Origin of the sequence: Candidatus Palauibacter sp. (assembly GCF_965197445.1) — a bacterium.
In the GTDB taxonomy this organism is placed as follows: domain Bacteria; phylum Gemmatimonadota; class Gemmatimonadetes; order Palauibacterales; family Palauibacteraceae; genus Palauibacter.
In genome coordinates this window covers 438,537-453,840 of the sequence record NZ_CBDANE010000005.1, presented here as the reverse complement: position 1 = coordinate 453,840, position 15,304 = coordinate 438,537, and the positions used below count along the sequence as shown (strand labels likewise).

15 protein-coding genes are annotated in these 15,304 nt (G+C 69.3%); 7 read left to right on the top strand and 8 right to left on the bottom strand.

All coding sequences use genetic code 11. From position 1 onward, the window contains the following. Positions 1-6 precede the first annotated feature (6 nt). Positions 7-522: a hypothetical protein gene (locus ACN9M6_RS09270; protein ID WP_419162646.1), complete on the top strand. Its 516-nt coding sequence runs from the start codon at positions 7-9 to the stop codon at positions 520-522. Positions 523-656: 134 nt separating this feature from the next. Here ACN9M6_RS09270 and ACN9M6_RS09265 read toward each other — a convergent pair whose 3' ends face one another. Together ACN9M6_RS09265 and ACN9M6_RS09260 are read right to left on the bottom strand one after the other, a co-directional pair. Continuing rightward, the gene (locus tag ACN9M6_RS09265) at positions 657-1,001 is read right to left on the bottom strand and encodes a hypothetical protein (protein WP_419162645.1); all 345 of its coding nucleotides are present in this window, start codon (positions 999-1,001) and stop codon (positions 657-659) included. Positions 1,002-1,241: 240 nt separating this feature from the next. Next, positions 1,242-2,597, bottom strand: coding sequence for a sodium-dependent transporter (locus ACN9M6_RS09260; protein WP_419162644.1), 1,356 nt, complete (start codon positions 2,595-2,597; stop codon positions 1,242-1,244). Between the two features lie 123 nt (positions 2,598-2,720). Here ACN9M6_RS09260 and ACN9M6_RS09255 point away from each other — a divergent pair, with 123 nt between their 5' ends. From ACN9M6_RS09255 to queF, 3 genes are read left to right on the top strand one after another with little or no spacing between them, the layout of a single operon-like run. Further along, positions 2,721-3,833, top strand: a complete 1,113-nt coding sequence (locus ACN9M6_RS09255; RefSeq protein WP_419162643.1) for a hypothetical protein — start codon at positions 2,721-2,723, stop codon at positions 3,831-3,833. Next, a complete protein-coding gene (locus ACN9M6_RS09250; RefSeq protein WP_419162642.1) occupies positions 3,830-5,050 on the top strand; it encodes a dicarboxylate/amino acid:cation symporter in 1,221 nt (406 codons plus the stop codon). Before ACN9M6_RS09255 ends, ACN9M6_RS09250 begins: the two co-directional genes overlap by 4 nt. Continuing rightward, positions 5,047-5,451, top strand: coding sequence for a preQ(1) synthase (gene queF, locus ACN9M6_RS09245; RefSeq protein WP_419162641.1), 405 nt, complete (start codon positions 5,047-5,049; stop codon positions 5,449-5,451). The genes ACN9M6_RS09250 and queF overlap by 4 nt, the downstream gene beginning before the upstream one ends. A gap of 18 nt (positions 5,452-5,469) precedes the next feature. Here queF and ACN9M6_RS09240 read toward each other — a convergent pair whose 3' ends face one another. Then, positions 5,470-7,038 carry an N-acyl-D-amino-acid deacylase family protein gene (locus ACN9M6_RS09240; protein ID WP_419162640.1) on the bottom strand — a complete coding sequence of 523 codons (1,569 nt, stop codon included), beginning with the start codon at positions 7,036-7,038 and terminating at the stop codon, positions 5,470-5,472. Positions 7,039-7,135: 97 nt separating this feature from the next. On the opposite strand from ACN9M6_RS09240, the gene ACN9M6_RS09235 reads away from it, so the two are divergent. Beyond that, entirely contained in the window at positions 7,136-7,720 is a 585-nt protein-coding gene (locus ACN9M6_RS09235; protein WP_419162639.1) for an OmpH family outer membrane protein, read from the top strand. Positions 7,721-7,758: 38 nt separating this feature from the next. Here the strand turns inward: ACN9M6_RS09235 and ACN9M6_RS09230 are convergent, their stop codons facing one another. From ACN9M6_RS09230 to ACN9M6_RS09220, 3 genes are read right to left on the bottom strand one after another with little or no spacing between them, the layout of a single operon-like run. Further along, a complete protein-coding gene (locus tag ACN9M6_RS09230; protein ID WP_419162638.1) occupies positions 7,759-9,222 on the bottom strand; it encodes a serine hydrolase domain-containing protein in 1,464 nt (487 codons plus the stop codon). Positions 9,223-9,245: 23 nt separating this feature from the next. Then, positions 9,246-9,785 (bottom strand): RidA family protein, encoded by a 540-nt coding sequence (locus ACN9M6_RS09225; RefSeq protein WP_419162637.1) that lies wholly within the window; start codon positions 9,783-9,785, stop codon positions 9,246-9,248. Further along, entirely contained in the window at positions 9,785-10,309 is a 525-nt protein-coding gene (locus tag ACN9M6_RS09220) for a (2Fe-2S)-binding protein (RefSeq protein ID WP_419162636.1), read from the bottom strand. The genes ACN9M6_RS09225 and ACN9M6_RS09220 overlap by 1 nt, the downstream gene beginning before the upstream one ends. Positions 10,310-10,354: 45 nt before the next feature. Between ACN9M6_RS09220 and ACN9M6_RS09215 the strand changes: the two genes are divergently transcribed. Further along, the gene (locus ACN9M6_RS09215) at positions 10,355-11,824 is read left to right on the top strand and encodes a hypothetical protein (RefSeq protein ID WP_419162635.1); all 1,470 of its coding nucleotides are present in this window, start codon (positions 10,355-10,357) and stop codon (positions 11,822-11,824) included. 8 nt (positions 11,825-11,832) lie between these two features. Here the strand turns inward: ACN9M6_RS09215 and ACN9M6_RS09210 are convergent, their stop codons facing one another. Then, positions 11,833-12,336: a Sec-independent protein translocase subunit TatA/TatB gene (locus tag ACN9M6_RS09210; RefSeq protein ID WP_419162634.1), complete on the bottom strand. Its 504-nt coding sequence runs from the start codon at positions 12,334-12,336 to the stop codon at positions 11,833-11,835. 9 nt (positions 12,337-12,345) lie between these two features. After that, positions 12,346-12,858: an HNH endonuclease gene (locus ACN9M6_RS09205; RefSeq protein WP_419162633.1), complete on the bottom strand. Its 513-nt coding sequence runs from the start codon at positions 12,856-12,858 to the stop codon at positions 12,346-12,348. A gap of 126 nt (positions 12,859-12,984) precedes the next feature. Here ACN9M6_RS09205 and priA point away from each other — a divergent pair, with 126 nt between their 5' ends. Beyond that, a complete protein-coding gene (priA, locus tag ACN9M6_RS09200) occupies positions 12,985-15,267 on the top strand; it encodes a replication restart helicase PriA (protein WP_419162632.1) in 2,283 nt (760 codons plus the stop codon). Positions 15,268-15,304 lie beyond the last annotated feature (37 nt).

Here is a 15,304-nt window from a genome sequence, read left to right as displayed (position 1 = left end):
TGCTCGATGACGGCAGGTGCGGGGGCCGTGATCCCGACGTCGAGCGTGCCGTTGGGGGACCAGGTGGCCCTCGATCTTTCGGTCGGAGCGACGGGACACCTCGGTATTGGTTGTGGCGCGCACCCGGCAAAGTTCGGAGTCAGCGTCGACTACCAGAGTTTGGGAGGCGGATTGCGGCTGTTCAGCCTGCTGGGGCAATTCGGCGTTGAGTTGCCTCTGTCAGACCGGGAACCCGCCCCCCGGGTCGCGCTTCTGGGTATGGCCGGATTCCTGGTTCACGAGCGTGGCGGAGACTATGTGGCTATCGGTTATCCGGGTCGCGGAATCAGGGACCCCGGAACGGGATTCGCGGCCGGTGCCGGCGTGCGCCTCGGCGTCCCGTCGAGACTCGGTGGCCTTCTGTTCGTAGACATCTCGATCCGCGCCAGCTTCCTGGCGACGCAATGGGATCTCGCCGGGATCAACGAACGGGAAACGCTGGTCACCGTACCGGTCACCGTCGGGCTGGAATTCCCACTCTGACGGGTGGAGGTTCCCCAGGCATCAGTTGCAGGTGAAGGGGTCCACCGTGATCGTGACGGCCTTCGCCGTTAGCGTCGCCCCTTCCCGGTCCCAGTTGATCAGCGCGTTGGCGCCCAGCCGCTTCGCGTCCGCCATCAGCTTGCCGACAGCCTCGCGGAGTCCCGAAACGGAGCCCGCCCCCCCATACGGCCGGCTGGGTCCACGCGGGAGCCGGGACAGGCCCACAGGCGGTCGTCACTGCCGGCATCCGCCAGCGTGAAGCTGAGGTCCACCCTCAGGAAATCCTTCGTGAGAGTCGTGACGACGACGACCCCGCCCAAGCCGATGCCCGCTTCCTCGTCCGCTACGAGACCCCACAGCGCACCCGTGCCGGGCTGCGCGTCCGGGCAGACTTCGCCGAGCTGCTGGGCGATCACGCCGCTCGCGGCGAGAGCGAACGCCGGCACGGCCCCCAGGAGTGCGGCCCCGAATCGTCTCATCGTCTCCCTCTTTCTGGCGATGGCGGGAATCGGATCATCCCGGTTCGCCGGGGCGGGGTGGCAACCAAACCACTTTAGCTGATGTTCAGCGAGAGGTCACGCCACTCCACAGCACCTCAATTCGCCGCCACAGATCCCACCGTCCTGAATCCGGGATCTTTCAGCGGGTCGAAGGTCAGCGCCCTGCGGTCCAGTACGACGCCGGAGGGGTCGCGGGCGGGCCGACCGCCAGACAGCGGCTCACACCCCGCTGAAGGCGCCGAGCACATCGGTGAGCAGCCACCAGGCGCCGACGGCGAGGATCGCGGCCGGGATGACGAACCGGAGCCAGTAGTAGAGCCAGATCGGGGGGACGCCCCGCTTCGGGCGCTGATCCTCGCCCGCCGCGAGTTGCCGCAGCACTTCGGAGCGGTCGAGCGCCCAGCCCACGGCCACGACCGAGAGGAGCACGCCGAGCGTCTGGAAGCCGGACCCGAAGGTCAGGTCCCAGGGCGTGAACACGCTCATGTTGATCATCGGGGGAAGCGCGAACACGAATACGACGGCCGTCGTCAGGGTCACGGCGCGCGACCGGTCGAGGGCGGTGTTGTCGGTGACGCCGGCGACGAGCACCTGGAGCGCCGCCACGTCTGAAAGGTAGGCCCCACCGAACAGGGCCAGGAAGAAGAGCGTCCCGAACACGGCGCCGGCCGGGATCTGCGCGAACACCTGGGGCAGCGTCGCGAACAGCAGGCCGGGGCCGCTCCCCGGTTCGAGGCCGAACGCGAACACGGCGGGGAAGATGACGAGCCCGGCCAGCAGCCCGGCGCACAGGTCGCCGCCCGCCGTGAACACCGCGTTGCCGCGCAGCGGATCGCCGCGGTTCAGGTACGATCCGTACACCACCATGAAGGTCCCGCCCAGCGAGAGGCTGAAGATGGCCTGGCCGAGCGCCGCCAGCATGACGGGCGGGGTGAGCGCTCCCGGATCGAACGCGCCGAGGTACCAGCGGAGCCCCGCGCCGGCGCCCGGTAGTGTGAGGGAACGGACGATGAGCACGAGGAGCCCCGCCAGGAGCGCCGGGACGATGAACCGGCTCGCCTTCTCGATCCCGGCCCGCAGTCCGCGCCGCAGCACCGCCGCACACGTGAGGAGGACGACCCCGGTGCAGGCGCACTGCAGGAGGAAGGAGCGGAGCGAGAAGCCCTCCTCTGGAGGGAGGATCGCCGCGGCGTCGAGTTCGATGCCGACGCCGGACAGCAGCCCGGCCAGGGCGTGGTACAGCACCCAGCCGAGCGCGTTCGAGTAGTAGCCGGTGGCGGCGGTGACGCCGACGAAGAAGATCCAGCCCAGGGCGCGGCCGAAGGGGAGACCGGCCGACTCGAACGCGCCCACCGGGCCGCGGCGGGTGTGCCGGCCCAGGGTCCATTCGGCCATGAGCGCGGGGACGCCGATCAGCACCACGGCCAGAACGTAGAAGGCCACGAAGGGCGCCCCTCCGAACTGCCCCACCATGTACGGGAAGCGCCACACGTTCCCGAGGCCCACGGCCACGCCGATCATCGTCGCCAGGAGCCCGAAGCGGGAGCCGAACGTCTCGCGTCTGTCTCGTTCCATCCGCGGCCTCTAGCTTGGTGCGCCTGTGGCAAGCCGCTGCCCGGCGTCCCCGTGAACGCGCTGAACGCGTTGAACGCGCTGAAACGTTGCGGGACGGGCCGGCCGAGAGAAAGGGACGTCCGCGTGAAAGCCCCCTGGTTCCGCCGCTACCTGCTCCCGGGGCTCGTCTTCCAGTCGGCCGTCATCGCCGGCGGATACGGCACGGGCCGGGAGAACGTGGAGTTCTTCCTCTCGATCGGGCCGACCCCCGGACTCGCGGCCATGGCGCTCTCGACGGCGATCTGGAGCGCGGTCTGCGCCGTGACGTTCGAGCTCGCGCGGCAGTACCGTACCTACGAATACCGGAGCTTCTTCAAGCGACTGCTCGGTCCCTCCTGGACCCTGTTCGAGGTCACCTACGTGCTGCTGACGCTCCTCGTCCTGGCGGTTATCGGGGCGGCGGCGGGCTCGATCGCGGATGAGACGTTCGGGCTCCCGTATGCACTCGGCGTGATCGTGGCCCTGGGGGCCGTGGCGCTCCTCCTCTTCTACGGGAGCGTGACGATCGAGCGCTTCTTCGCCGGCTGGTCGTTCGCGCTCTACGCCGTGTACGTGGGGCTCGTCGTGTGGTCGCTGATGCGCTTCGGGTCGAGTCTGGGCGAGAGCTTCGCCGCGAGCAGCCTGGAGGGAAGCTGGATCGTGAACGGGATCCAGTACGGCGGCTACAACCTCTCCGCGGCGGCGGTGGCGCTGTTCACCGTGCGCCATATCCAGACCCGGAAGCAGGCCGTGTGGGCCGGGCTGCTGGCCGGCGTCATCGGGATGCTGCCGGCCTTCTTCTTCTACCTCGCCATGGTGCCGCACTATCCCGGGATCGTGGACGCGACGGTCCCCTCGAACCTCATCCTCGAGGCGCTCGGGTCGAGGACCTTCCAGATCGCGTACCAAGTTATCCTCTTCGGTACCCTCATCGAGACGGGCACGGGGATGATCCACGCCGTCAACGAGCGGCTGGCCGCCACCCGCCGTGAGCGGGGCGCCGGGATGCCCGGTTGGGCGAGACCGGTGGTCGCGGCCGTCTTCCTGGGGGTCGCCCTATCCCTCACGCCGCTCGGCCTCATCGATCTCATCCGGCAGGGCTACGGGACGATCACCTGGGGGTTCATCGTCTACTACGTCGTGCCCGTCCTCACCGTCGGCGCCTGGCTCGCCTTCCGGAAGCGGGGCGGGACGCGGGGCGCGGAGAACGCCTCGTGAACACGCGCGCCATCCTCATCGGACTGGCCCTCGGGCTGGGGCTCGGAGTCACCGCTTCCGCCACGGGATCTCCGGCGCTCCTGCGGGCGGCCGAGGCCGCGGCGCCGCTCGGCCAGGTGTTCCTGCGCGCGATCCAGATGGTCGTGATCCCGCTCGTGGCGGCGATCGTGTTCGTCGGCGTGGGCCGGATCGGGAGTCTGCGAAAGCTGGGCCGGCTCGGGGGGCTGGCGGTGGGCTTCTTCTGGGTCACGACGCTGCCGGCGATCCTCATCGGTATGGGCGTGATGAAGCTCGGGCTCTCATTCACCGCGCCGGTGGCACCCCCGGCCGAGGCCGCGGAGGTGGCGACCGAGGCACCGGGCGTCGTCGACTTCCTCGTGAACCTCGTCCCGAGGAATCCGATCGAGGCGGCGGCGGCGGGATCCCTCCTTCCCCTCATCATCTTCATCGTCCTCTTCGCCGCGGCGACCACGACTCTCCCAAGAGAGAAACAGGAGTCGCTCACCTCCCTCGCCGAGGCGGTCAGCGACGCCCTCATCAAGCTCATGCACTGGGTTCTGTGGACGGCGCCCGTGGGCGTGTTCGGGCTCGCCGCTCCCGTCACGGCCCGCACGGGCCTGGCGATGCTTCAGAATCTGGGCGTCTTCATCCTGGCCGTGGTGGTGGGCCTCTTCCTCATGAAGGGTCTCATCCTGCTGCCCCTCGTCCGGATCCTGGGCGGGATGTCGCCCGGCCGCTTCATCCGCGGAACGCTCGGCACCTACACGGTGGGCTTCACCACGACCACGTCGGTGGGGACATTGCCGATGATGCTGCAGGAGGCGGAGCAGTTGGGCCTGTCCAGGAGCAGCTACAGGCTGATCCTGCCGCTCGCGGCGTCGATCAACCGCCCGGGGAGCGCGCTCTTCCAGGGTGCGTCACTCGTCTTCCTCGCGGCCATGTACGGGGTGCCCCTCGGTCCGGCGGCGGTGGCGGTGGCGGTGCTCGCGACCTTCCTCGCGGCGATGACGGTGGCGCCGGTGCCCAGCGCCAGCATCGTGTCGCTGGTGCCGGTCCTGAACGTGGTGGGCGTCCCCCTCGCGGGACTCGGCATCCTGCTCGGTATCGACCGGCTGCCGGATGTGTTCCGCTCGGCGGCTAACGTCATCGGTCACATGGCGGCGACGACGACGGTGGATGCGATGACCCGGAACGATCAGGAGACGGAGGACGGATGACGAGACTTCCCGCCGGCGGCCCGCTGCCCAGACCCAGGAACCCGGAAGAAGGACGGGAAGTGCTGCGCGCGGAGGCGATTCCGGCGCCGGACGTCCAGCGGGTCGCGCTTCAGGCGCTGGAGTTCACGTCGCTGTGCCCGAAGACGGGACAGCCGGATTTCGGCCGGGTGACGATCGACTACGGGCCGGGCAAGCTCTGTCTCGAGTCGAAGGCGCTCAAGTTCTACCTGTGGTCGTTCCGGGACGAGGGAGAGTTCTGCGAGACGCTCGCGGCACGGATCGCGGATGATGTCGTGTTCGCCATCGCACCGCGCTGGGTGCGCGTGGAGGTCGAACAGAACGTCCGCGGCGGCATCGAAATCGTCGCGATTGCGGAGCGGGGAGAGCCCGCTCCGGACTGAACCCGCTGCGCCGACGGGTCAGCGCATGCGGCGGAGGGCGCGGCCGGGGCGGGCCCCGGTGGGCTCCCCGGCCGACCAGGTCTCGACGCCGCCGAGCCACACGCTCTCGATGCCCGTCGCCTGCCGCGTCCCGTAGTCGAAGGTCGAGCGGTCGATCACGCGTTCCGGGTCGAAGATCGTCAGGTCCGCCCGGGCGCCGGCCCGCAGCACCCCGCGGTCCGTGAGGCCGAGCCGCCGCGCCGGCATCGAGGTCGCGCGCGCCACCGCCCGCTCGAGCGTGAGGACGCCGCGGTCCCGTGCGAAGTGACCCAGCACCCGCGGAAAAGTCCCCGCGCCACGCGGGTGCGCGCTCCGGACCCCGCCATCACTCGCGGTCATCACCCACGGCGATGCCATGAAGGTGTCGACATCGGACTCGTTCATGGTGTGGCCGATGAGCCCGGAGCCGCCGTTCTCCATGATCCACATGTAGGCTTCGACCTCGGTCATGTCCTTGATCCGGGCGATCTCGTCGAGTCTGAGCCCGTTCAGTCCCGGCTCGGCGTCGAACCCGACGATCTGCAGCCGGCTGCCGCCCCCGGCCGCCGCGATCCCCTTCGCCACCGAGTCGGGGTTCGAGAACATCCGCGAACGGACCACGATGGCGAGCCCCGACTGCCAGGCCGCGTACGGGTACTGGTCCGCCGTCACATCGAGGCCCTCTTCGTTGGCCCGCCGGATGCGCTCGAGCACGTCGGGCGCCTTCCCCCACACGGAGGCGTTCCCCGCCTTGATGTGCGAGATCTGGACGGGGAGCTCCGCCTCGCGGCCAATCCGGATGGCCTCGTCGACGGCTTCGAGCAGACCCTCTTCCTCGTCGCGCATGTGGGACATGTAGAAGCCGCCATGGCGCGCGGCGGCCCGCGCGAGGGCGATCAGTTCGCCGGTCGAGGAGTAGAAGCCGGGGTCGTACTCGAGCCCGCTGGAGAGACCGAAAGCGCCCTCCCGCATACCGCGTTCCACCCGTACCGTCATGTCCACGATCTCGGCGTCGGTCGCGGTGCGGCGGAAGCTCTCCCCCAGCACCGCCGCGCGTACGGTCCCGTGTCCGACGAGCGTCGCGACATCCACCGCGGGCCGGAGGTCGTCGATCCGCTCGAGGTAGTCGGAGATCGGCCACGGTGAAGAGCCGTCCGCTCCGACGACGATCGTCGTGATTCCCTGGGCGAGCTGGGTGATGGCCAGCGGCGAATCGAACAGGCGGCTCGTCGAATGATTGTGGATGTCGATGAATCCCGGCGCGAGAACGAGCCCCGTCAGATCGCGCCGCTCGACGCTCGCAGGGGCCGTGACGGAACCCGGAGGGCCCAGGCCGGCGATGCGGCCCGCTTCGATGAGCAGGTCTCCCACGAAGCGGGAGGCTCCAGTCCCGTCGATGATCGTCGCGTTCATGAACAGGACGGTATCCGGAGCTGCGGGGACCTCCGGTGCCGCCTGAGCCGCGAGTCTGTCCGCGACCCCGGGACCGCCCGGGGACCCGAGGATCAGCGCGGCCAGCGCGTATGGGCCGTGACCCCGAAACGGGCCCCGCTTCGTTCGATCAACCATCTAGCATTACCTTCTCCGAATACACCGAACACCGAACCGGACCCGGTCACCGGACGCGATCCGGGGCCGGCGGCAGATCACAATAGAGGGAGAACCGATGGCAAGATATGCAAACCTGGCCGAGTCTCCGGCCCTGGCCGGATCCGGATCCGTGCGCCTGCTTCTCGCGCTTGCCGTGGCGACGATCGCCTGGGCGCCCGCGACGCTGGCCGCGCAGGCCGCGGAAGCTGAAGACGCGCCGCTCAAGATCGGCGTCATCAACGTTGACGCGGTGGCGCTCCAATCCCCGGCGGGACAGGCACTCCGGCAGCAGCTCACGGACTTTCAGGCGGCAGTCACGGCGGAGCTTCAGACGCGCCAGACAGCCGTGCAGGCGATCGAGGAGCGCATCGGAGCAGCGGACAGTCTTTCAATCGACGAACGGCGGCTGCTCGAGCGTGAGTACCAGGACGCGCTCACCGACTTCCAGCGCTATCAGCAGGACAAGCAGGAGGAGGCGACCGCCCTCCAGGCCGATGGTCAGAACCGGATCCGAGCCGAGATCGCTCCGGTGATCGAAGGGATCCAGGCCGATCTGGGATACGACCTGATCCTGAATTCGACGAGCAACATCATCATCCTGTTCAGCGATCGAATGGACATCACGCAACTCGCCATCGATCGCCTGGCCGGCGCACCGTAGGGCCCTCCCCGCGGGCAACCCCGCGAGGAGTGGGCTCGTTACCGCGGGAGGGGACGGGCCAGCTTCACGAACAGCAGATTCCGGACCCGGCCGCCGCCGACGCGCATCCCCGTGACCGCACCGCCGGGAGCGCGCTCGAAGCGCACCTCGCGCATGAACCAGCGATCCGTGACGAATTCGTCGCGGGAGCGGGGCTCGAAGGCGATGTTGCCGTGGCGTATGTGGTGCGCGACCAGCCCGTCCTCCGTGGCTTCGAGGTGATACAGGGCGTCGACTTCGGAGCTGTAGTAGCTGCCCGCGTATCCCGCGAGCGTGGCCGCGTCGGGTGGGGGCGGCGCGGCATCGGCGGCCGGTGACGACGGATCTTCTTCTTCCTCGTCTTCGGGAAAGCTCCCGGCCAGGACGACCTCCGCCACTCTCCGTGCACGACCACCGGGATTGCCGTTCGCGGCGTTGGTCAGGACCACGACCCCCACGTTGGCCTCGGGATACCAGTTCACCTGAGTCCGGAACCCTGCGTCGGCACCCCCGTGCCCGATGGTTTGCAGCCCCCGGTGCTCCCCGATGCCAAGGCCGTGCGCGTAGGGGATCGTGTCTCCGCTGTTGAGGATGCCGCGGGTCTTCATCATCTCCATCACGCGGGGCCCGCCGATCGTCTCGTGACGGAAGTTGTCGAGCCAGCGCGCGAGGTCGTCGGCCGTTGTGAAGAGGCTGGTCGCGCCCGCGTTCGCGTAGCTGAGGACGGACTTGGTGTACTCGGCGCGGGCCTCCGCCCGGCTTTCCTCCTCCTCGCTCTCCTCCTCCGTGGGGACCGGCGCGTAGGAATAGGCCCGGTCGGGAACCATGTGTTCGTGGTCATCGTGGAAATGCGTCCGCTCCATCCCGAGCGGACGGAAGATCCTCGACGCGGTGAATTCGGCGAAGGACATGCCGCTGACCGCCTCCGCCGTCTGCGCGAGGAGGGTGTAGCCCATGTTGGAGTAGAGGTACTCCGAGCCCGGCTCGAAGTTGAGTTCGCGCTGGCGCGACATCAGACGCAGGATCTGTTCAGTGGTGATGACGTCGTCCAGCCGCCACCCCGAGATGCCGAGCAGCTGCCACTGGTCGCGGATCCCGCTCGTGTGGTGGATCATCTGACGGACGGTGACGGGATACTCGAATTCGGGGACGAAACCGAGGTGTGCCTGCACGGGGTCGTCCAGGGAGAGCGCTCCCTCGGCCGCGAGCATGGTCACGGCCATTGCGGTGAACTGCTTCGACACCGAGGCGACGTGGAACACCGTGCGCGGGGTGACGGGGACGCCGTGCTCGATCTGGGCGTAGCCGTAGCCGCGCGAGTAGAGGATCTCGCCGTCCCGGATGACCGACACGGAGGCGCCCGGCGAGCCCGGACGGTCGAGGTCGGCGAATACGGCGTCGATCCCGCTCGTCAGATCGGACGCTTGCGGCGGCGCGCAGGCCAGGAACAGTGAAAGGAGGGTGGCGAGGGATGCCTGGCGCATCGGTGTCTCCTGCTGTTCAGGTCTCAGGGATCGTGGAGTTCCACCACCATCTCGATTTCCACGGACTGGTCCCGGGGGAGCGAGGCCATCCCCACAGCCGCGCGCGCATGCTTCGAGATCGCGGGGCCGAACACCTGCTCCATGAGGTCGGAACATCCGTTGATGACCTGCGAGTGCTGCGTGAAGTCGGGAGGAGTATTGACCATCCCGAACACGCGGACGATCCGCTTTACGCGGGAGAGGTCGCCGATTTCGCGGGCGAGCGAGGCAAGCAGGCAGACGCCGACCCAGCGGGCGATCGCGTAGCCCTCCTCGACGGTGTGGTCGAGTCCGACCTTTCCCGTGTTGGTCTCGTTGAGGCCGCCGCACGGGCCGTGGCCGGCGAGGAAGACGAGATTCCCGGTCGTCACCGCCTTGACGAAGTTGGCGGTCGGCGCGTCCGGGGTGGGCAGCTCGATGCCGAGTTCGGCGAGACGGGCCTCGGGGGTCTGGCCGGCCGCCCCGGAGGCCGCGAGCAACAAGCCGAGGGCGGGCACGACGACGCCCGACATCACGCGCGACATCACGGGGCCTCCGCGGGGTCGCGCCGACGGGCGGCGATCGCTTCCGGCGTCACCCCGGTACGCAACGCCTCCGCCGCGATATCCACGGCCTCGAAGATCTTCGTGTAACCGGTGCAGCGGCACAGATTCCCGGACAGCGCCCTGGCGATGTCCTCGCGGCCGGGGTCCGGTTTGCGTGCCAGCAGTCCATGAGCCGAGCAGAGAATGCCCGGCGTGCAGAAGCCGCATTGCGCCCCTCCCGTCAGATCCAACGCGTCCTGGAGCGGGTGGGGCGCGGAGCCGTCTGCGAGACCCTCGACCGTCGTGATCTCGTGGCCGGCGGCTTCGTGCACCGGCATGATGCATGACAACACGGCCTCGCCATCGCGCAACACCGTGCAGGCCCCGCAATCGCCCTTGTCGCAGCCCTGCTTCGATCCCGTAAGTCCGAGCCCGTAGCGCAGGGTTTCGAGAAGGGTGTAGTGGGACGGCACGCCAACGGTGCGCCGGTCCCCGTTCACCCGCAGTTCCACCACCGTATGCATGACGACCAAGTTGTCCGGGGGACTTCCGGCCGGCAACTTGGTACGATGGTCCATCGGTATGTGTTCGCGATTCTCCTCTCCTCTTCGGCGCTCGGCGGCCTGGCCCCGGCCGCCGCGGGGGCGCAGGAAATCCTGGTCGATCGCTGGCTGGTGACCGGCGCGGAAGTCGAGACCGGCGTGAACCCGTTGTCGGAGGACGCGGCCCGATTCCCCGGCCGCAACCTGGAGACGGAGTCCGGCGTGTGGACTCTGGTCCGCCGTGATGGAGAGGTCCGCTTCGACTTCTCGGACCTGGTCGAGCCGGACCGGGCGACGCTCGCGCACGCGTACCTGAAGTCCCTCTCCGACGCCGACGTGCGCCTCGAGTTGGAGGTCGAGGCGTGCGTTCGGATGGAAGCCTGGCTGAACGGGCAGCAGCTCGTCGACGCGGGCCGCCCGCGGGAGGTGCGGCTGGCGGGCGGCTGGAACACCCTGCTCGTCGTGCTGGAGGGTGAATCCGGGTGCGAGCGAGCGGTCTCCGCGACGCTTTCCACGAACACAGGTCCGAACGTCCGGGACGACCGTTCCGGCCAACGGCCGTTGGTGCAGGCATCCCGTCCTCCGGGTGTGCGGCCGAACTACCCCGAGGGTGTCGTGACCGTCTCCGTTCCGCAGGTGACGGCGCTGGCATGGAACCCGGGCCAGGACGACCTGACGGCCTCCGTCAGCTATGAGCTCGCGAGCTGGGGTCTCGACCCCGGCCAGCGCGGAGGTGTGAATGCTCCGGGAGTGCAGCGCCCGGCGGCCCGCCCCCCGAGTCCGCTGGACGCCCCGCGACGCGGCGGAGGCAGAGGTGACCGGGCCGGCACAGGGGCTGGCGGCGATGACGACACGGGACCCACGGATCCGGACGGGATGCGGGCCGCGATGGTCGCGCAGTTGCTGGGGCGACCGGAAATCAGGGCGCCGGCGCCAACCACCGGATCGGTCGAACTGCGCCTCGCGGGAGAGTCGTTCGTGGGCGCGGCCAACGACCTCCGACCCGGCGTCCCGGTCTCCTTCGATGGCACTCTTCCGTTTCGGAAGCTTCGTGAGGCCGCGCTGCGGGAGGATGGGATCAAGGCCGAGTTCCGCTGGGGAAGGGACGACGGGGAAGGGGAAGGTCGCATGCCCGCGGCGCCGGTGCTGCTGGCCCTCCACGCCCCGCTCCAACTGGGACTCGCGGACGGCGCGGACGGCGCGTGGCGCGGCGAACTGCGGGTTCCCGATGCGCTGGCCGGCTTCACGGTTCGGGGCCTGGAGGGTTCGTGGACCGTGGACGGGACGGTAGTCGAAGGAGGCCTGCTGTGCGGTCCCTGCGAGCGTGGTCGGCGGCTGGAAGTCGAATTCAGAGGGCCGGGGGATGAGGCGCCACGCGCGCGGATCGTGGACCGCGGCTTCCCCGATCTCGCCGACGCGGCCACCGTCTCGCCTCTGGACCTGCTCCGGGCGCTGGAAGGGGACAACCGCCGCTACCGCGCACTCGTCGGCGGATAGCCGCCGGTTCAGTCCTTCGAGGCGTCTTCGTCAGCGGCCTCTTCGGCCGCGGCGGGCGCTTCTCCGGGCGGCGACGCCTCGGCTTCCGGGCGTTCGGCGGGTTCGGTCGTGGGAGGGGCGATGACCGGTTCCTGGCGCGGCTTCGAGTCGAAGGTCGGACGCGAGGAGTCCGTGGCCCAGGGGTCGACGAACTCATCGATCGTCTCCCGCGGGACGGGCGGTTCCTGTTCCGAGGCACCGGCGGCATCGGCGGCGACGGCGGTTCCGGCGATGGTGGCCTCGGCGGTGGCATCGGTGGCGGTCGTCGCGGGCTTCGGCGGAGCGGGCGGGGACTTCCACTGCGTCTCGCGGCCGGCCGCCTCGAGTTCCCGCTGGATCTCGTTCATCCCCTTCCGGAATTCGCGGATGCCCTTGCCGATGGTGCGGGTGATCTCAGGGAGGCGGCGAGGCCCGAACACGATGAGCACCAGCATCGCGATGAGGACGACCTCGCCGAATCCGAATCCGCTCACCACGCCGAGTCAGGGACTCAGGGCTCGCAGCACGTCCTCACCGTAGAACATGCCGATGTACTTCGCCTGCACCGGCGTGACCCGGCGCACGGCCCAGATCAGCTCGACGTGATTGGGCTCCCTCGGCTCCATCCGGAGCGCGAAGCCGCACTCGCCGGGGAGGCGGTCGGCTTTCTTCAGGTTGCACTTGCTGCAGGCCGTGACCACGTTCGACCACCCGTTGTCTCCTCCACGCGAAATGGGCGTGATGTGATCGCGGGTCAGCGACTCCCGGTAGCCCAGCTCCCTCCGGTGACGGCCGCAATACTGGCAGCGGTACGCGTCGCGCGCGAACAGGAACGTGTTCGTGACCTGGCGCCGGAAGCGGCGGGGGATCTGGATGAAGCGGACGAGCCGTATGACGACGGGGGTGTCGATCCGGACGCGCTCGGATCGGATGGGACGCGCCGAATCCACTTCCAGGGCGACGGCCTTCCGGTCGATGATCAGGCGGATGGCGCGCCGGACCGGGATTATCGTCAACGGCTCATATGAAGCGTTCAGGGCCAGGCAGCCCATCAGCGACCCTCCATTGGATTTGGTGGCGAAAACAAGCAATCCGGCCGCAGCGTGTCAAGCACTGAGCGGCGCCGCGAGGGTACGCGGGCGGTGAGTTCCGCCGGCGTGTGCGAGGTGGCGGTCGCGCGGACCTTCCTGGGCACGCTCGCCTACTCGATTCCCGCGGGCCTCGTCGGCGCCGTGACGCCGGGGGTCCGTGTGCAGGTCCCGCTCGGCGGGTCGGTCGTCGTGGGGGTGGTGGACCGAATGGGTCTGCGAGAGGACCGGGAGCGGAAGCCGAGGCTTCGCGATCTGCGCGGTGTCCTCGACGAGGAACCGGTGGTAGACGCCGATCTCCTGAACCTGAGTCGCTGGATCGCCGACTACTACGTCGCGCCGCTCGGGGCGGTGCTCAAGGCGGCGCTCCCACCGGGTCTGCTCGGCGGCCGGGCCGCGCGAGGCGCGAGTCCGAGAGCCAGAACCGAGCGTGTGCTCCGGATCTTGCGCGAGTTGCGGACCCTCACCGAGCGAGAACGCCTGTTCGGCCGAGCGAAGCGTCAGCGCCAGCTGTACGAGACGCTCGAATCGGTCGGCGGGCAGGCGGCGGTGCGACACCTGACGAAGCAGCTCGGATTCAGCTCCGCGGTGGTGAACGGTCTCGTCGCCCGACAGGTGGCCGAGATCGTCGAGAGGGAGGTGGACCGGGACCCGTTCGCCGGACCGGTAGAGGCGGAGCCCCGATTCGCGCTGACCCCGGCGCAGCAGCACGTCGTAGCCGAGCTGGCGCGGCTCGACGCTCCGGGGCGGGTCGCGCTGCTCCGCGGAGTGACCGGTTCGGGAAAGACCGTGGTCTACCTCGACGTTCTGGAGCGCCAACTTGCCAGGGGGCGATCCGGGATCTGTCTCGTCCCCGAGATCGCCCTCACGCCCCAGACCGTTCAGCGTTTCCGGGCCCGCTTCGGCGACGCGGTCACCGTACTGCACTCCGGCCTGTCGGGCGGCGAACGGTTCGACGCCTGGAGAAGCCTGCGCGAGGGCCGGAAGCGTATCGCGATCGGGCCGCGGTCGGCGGTCTTCGCCCCGGTCAGGAACCTCGGCGCGATCATCGTGGACGAGGAGCACGAGAGCAGCTACAAGCAGTCCGATGTCCCGCGCTATCACGCCCGCTCCGTCGCCGTCATGCGCGCGAAGATGGAGGGGTGCCTCTGTCTCCTCGGCTCCGCGACGCCCGCGCTGGAGAGCTGGGAGAACGCGCGGACGGGCCGCTATCACCTGCTCGAGCTTGACGAGCGCGTCACCGGCCAGGGGCTTCCCCCCGTCGAGCTCGTCGACCTGCAGGACGCGACGGGCAGAGAGGCGGAGGCTGAACCTGCGGCGGGCCGGGGCGGGCTCCGGGTCTTCTCCAGTCGACTGCGTGACGCCATCGCCGTCCGCCTGGAGCGCGACGAGCAAACCATCCTCTTCCTCAACCGGCGGGGCTACGCCTCCTTCGCGGAGTGTGCCCCGTGCGGTCATGTGTGGAGCTGCGACGCCTGCTCCGTGACGCTCACCTACCACCGGAGGCGGCGGCGACTGGTGTGCCATCACTGCGGGTCGACGGCCCCGCTGCCGGAACGGTGCGGTGAATGCGACGGCCCCGCCCCGCGCTACACCGGCGTGGGGACCGAACAGGTCGAGCGTCGGGTGGGCGAGCTGTTTCCCGATGCGAGCATCGCACGCATGGACCTCGACACGACCGGTTCGAAGTGGGCGCACGTGGAAATCCTCGAAGCCTTTCGGCGGCGGGAGGTGGACATTCTCCTCGGCACCCAGATGATCGCCAAGGGCCTCGACTTTCCGCACGTGACACTCGTCGGCGTGATCAACGCGGATGTGGGTCTGCACCTGCCGGACTTTCGCGCCAGTGAGCGGACGTTCCAACTGCTGGAGCAGGTGGCGGGCAGGGCGGGACGAGGCAGCGAGCCGGGCGAAGTGCTCGTCCAGACCTCCCGCCCGCGACACCACGCGCTTTCCGCCGCCGCCGCCCACGACTACGTCGGATTCGCGACGCGCGAACTCGCGGATCGCGGCGAACCGGGGTATCCACCCCATCGGAGGCTCGCGAATCTCGTCGTGTCGGGGAAGCAGGAGTCGCGGGTGATCGACGCGGCCGAGGAGTTGTCGGAGTGGACGCGCGAACTCGTTCGCGATCAGCGGCTGGGCGGGATCGAGGTCATCGGACCCGCTCCCTGCCCCATTGATCGGCTTCGGGAGCGGTGGAGGTGGCACTTCCTTGTGAAATCCGACCGGGCGCGGACGCTGGGCGGGGTCCTCCGGTATCTGGCCGAACGACGGGGGCGGCCGGGCACGGGTCTCCGCCTCGAGATCGACCGGGACCCGGAAGCGCTCCTCTGAAGCGGGTGCGGGGAGGTACCGCCCTCCCGCGCGGTTC

Excerpts from the sequence above, each read along its gene's own strand:
- ACN9M6_RS09215 (WP_419162635.1), top strand. The coding sequence starts at position 10,355 with ATGGTCCATCGGTATGTGTTCGCGATTCTCCTCTCCTCTTCGGCGCTC.
- ACN9M6_RS09240 (WP_419162640.1), bottom strand. The coding sequence starts at position 7,038 with ATGGTTGATCGAACGAAGCGGGGCCCGTTTCGGGGTCACGGCCCATAC.
- ACN9M6_RS09235 (WP_419162639.1), top strand. The coding sequence starts at position 7,136 with ATGGCAAGATATGCAAACCTGGCCGAGTCTCCGGCCCTGGCCGGATCC.
- ACN9M6_RS09260 (WP_419162644.1), bottom strand. The coding sequence starts at position 2,597 with ATGGAACGAGACAGACGCGAGACGTTCGGCTCCCGCTTCGGGCTCCTG.
- ACN9M6_RS09230 (WP_419162638.1), bottom strand. The coding sequence starts at position 9,222 with ATGCGCCAGGCATCCCTCGCCACCCTCCTTTCACTGTTCCTGGCCTGC.
- ACN9M6_RS09265 (WP_419162645.1), bottom strand. The coding sequence starts at position 1,001 with ATGAGACGATTCGGGGCCGCACTCCTGGGGGCCGTGCCGGCGTTCGCT.
- ACN9M6_RS09225 (WP_419162637.1), bottom strand. The coding sequence starts at position 9,785 with ATGTCGCGCGTGATGTCGGGCGTCGTCGTGCCCGCCCTCGGCTTGTTG.
- ACN9M6_RS09220 (WP_419162636.1), bottom strand. The coding sequence starts at position 10,309 with ATGCATACGGTGGTGGAACTGCGGGTGAACGGGGACCGGCGCACCGTT.
- ACN9M6_RS09270 (WP_419162646.1), top strand. The coding sequence starts at position 7 with ATGACGGCAGGTGCGGGGGCCGTGATCCCGACGTCGAGCGTGCCGTTG.
- queF (WP_419162641.1), top strand. The coding sequence starts at position 5,047 with ATGACGAGACTTCCCGCCGGCGGCCCGCTGCCCAGACCCAGGAACCCG.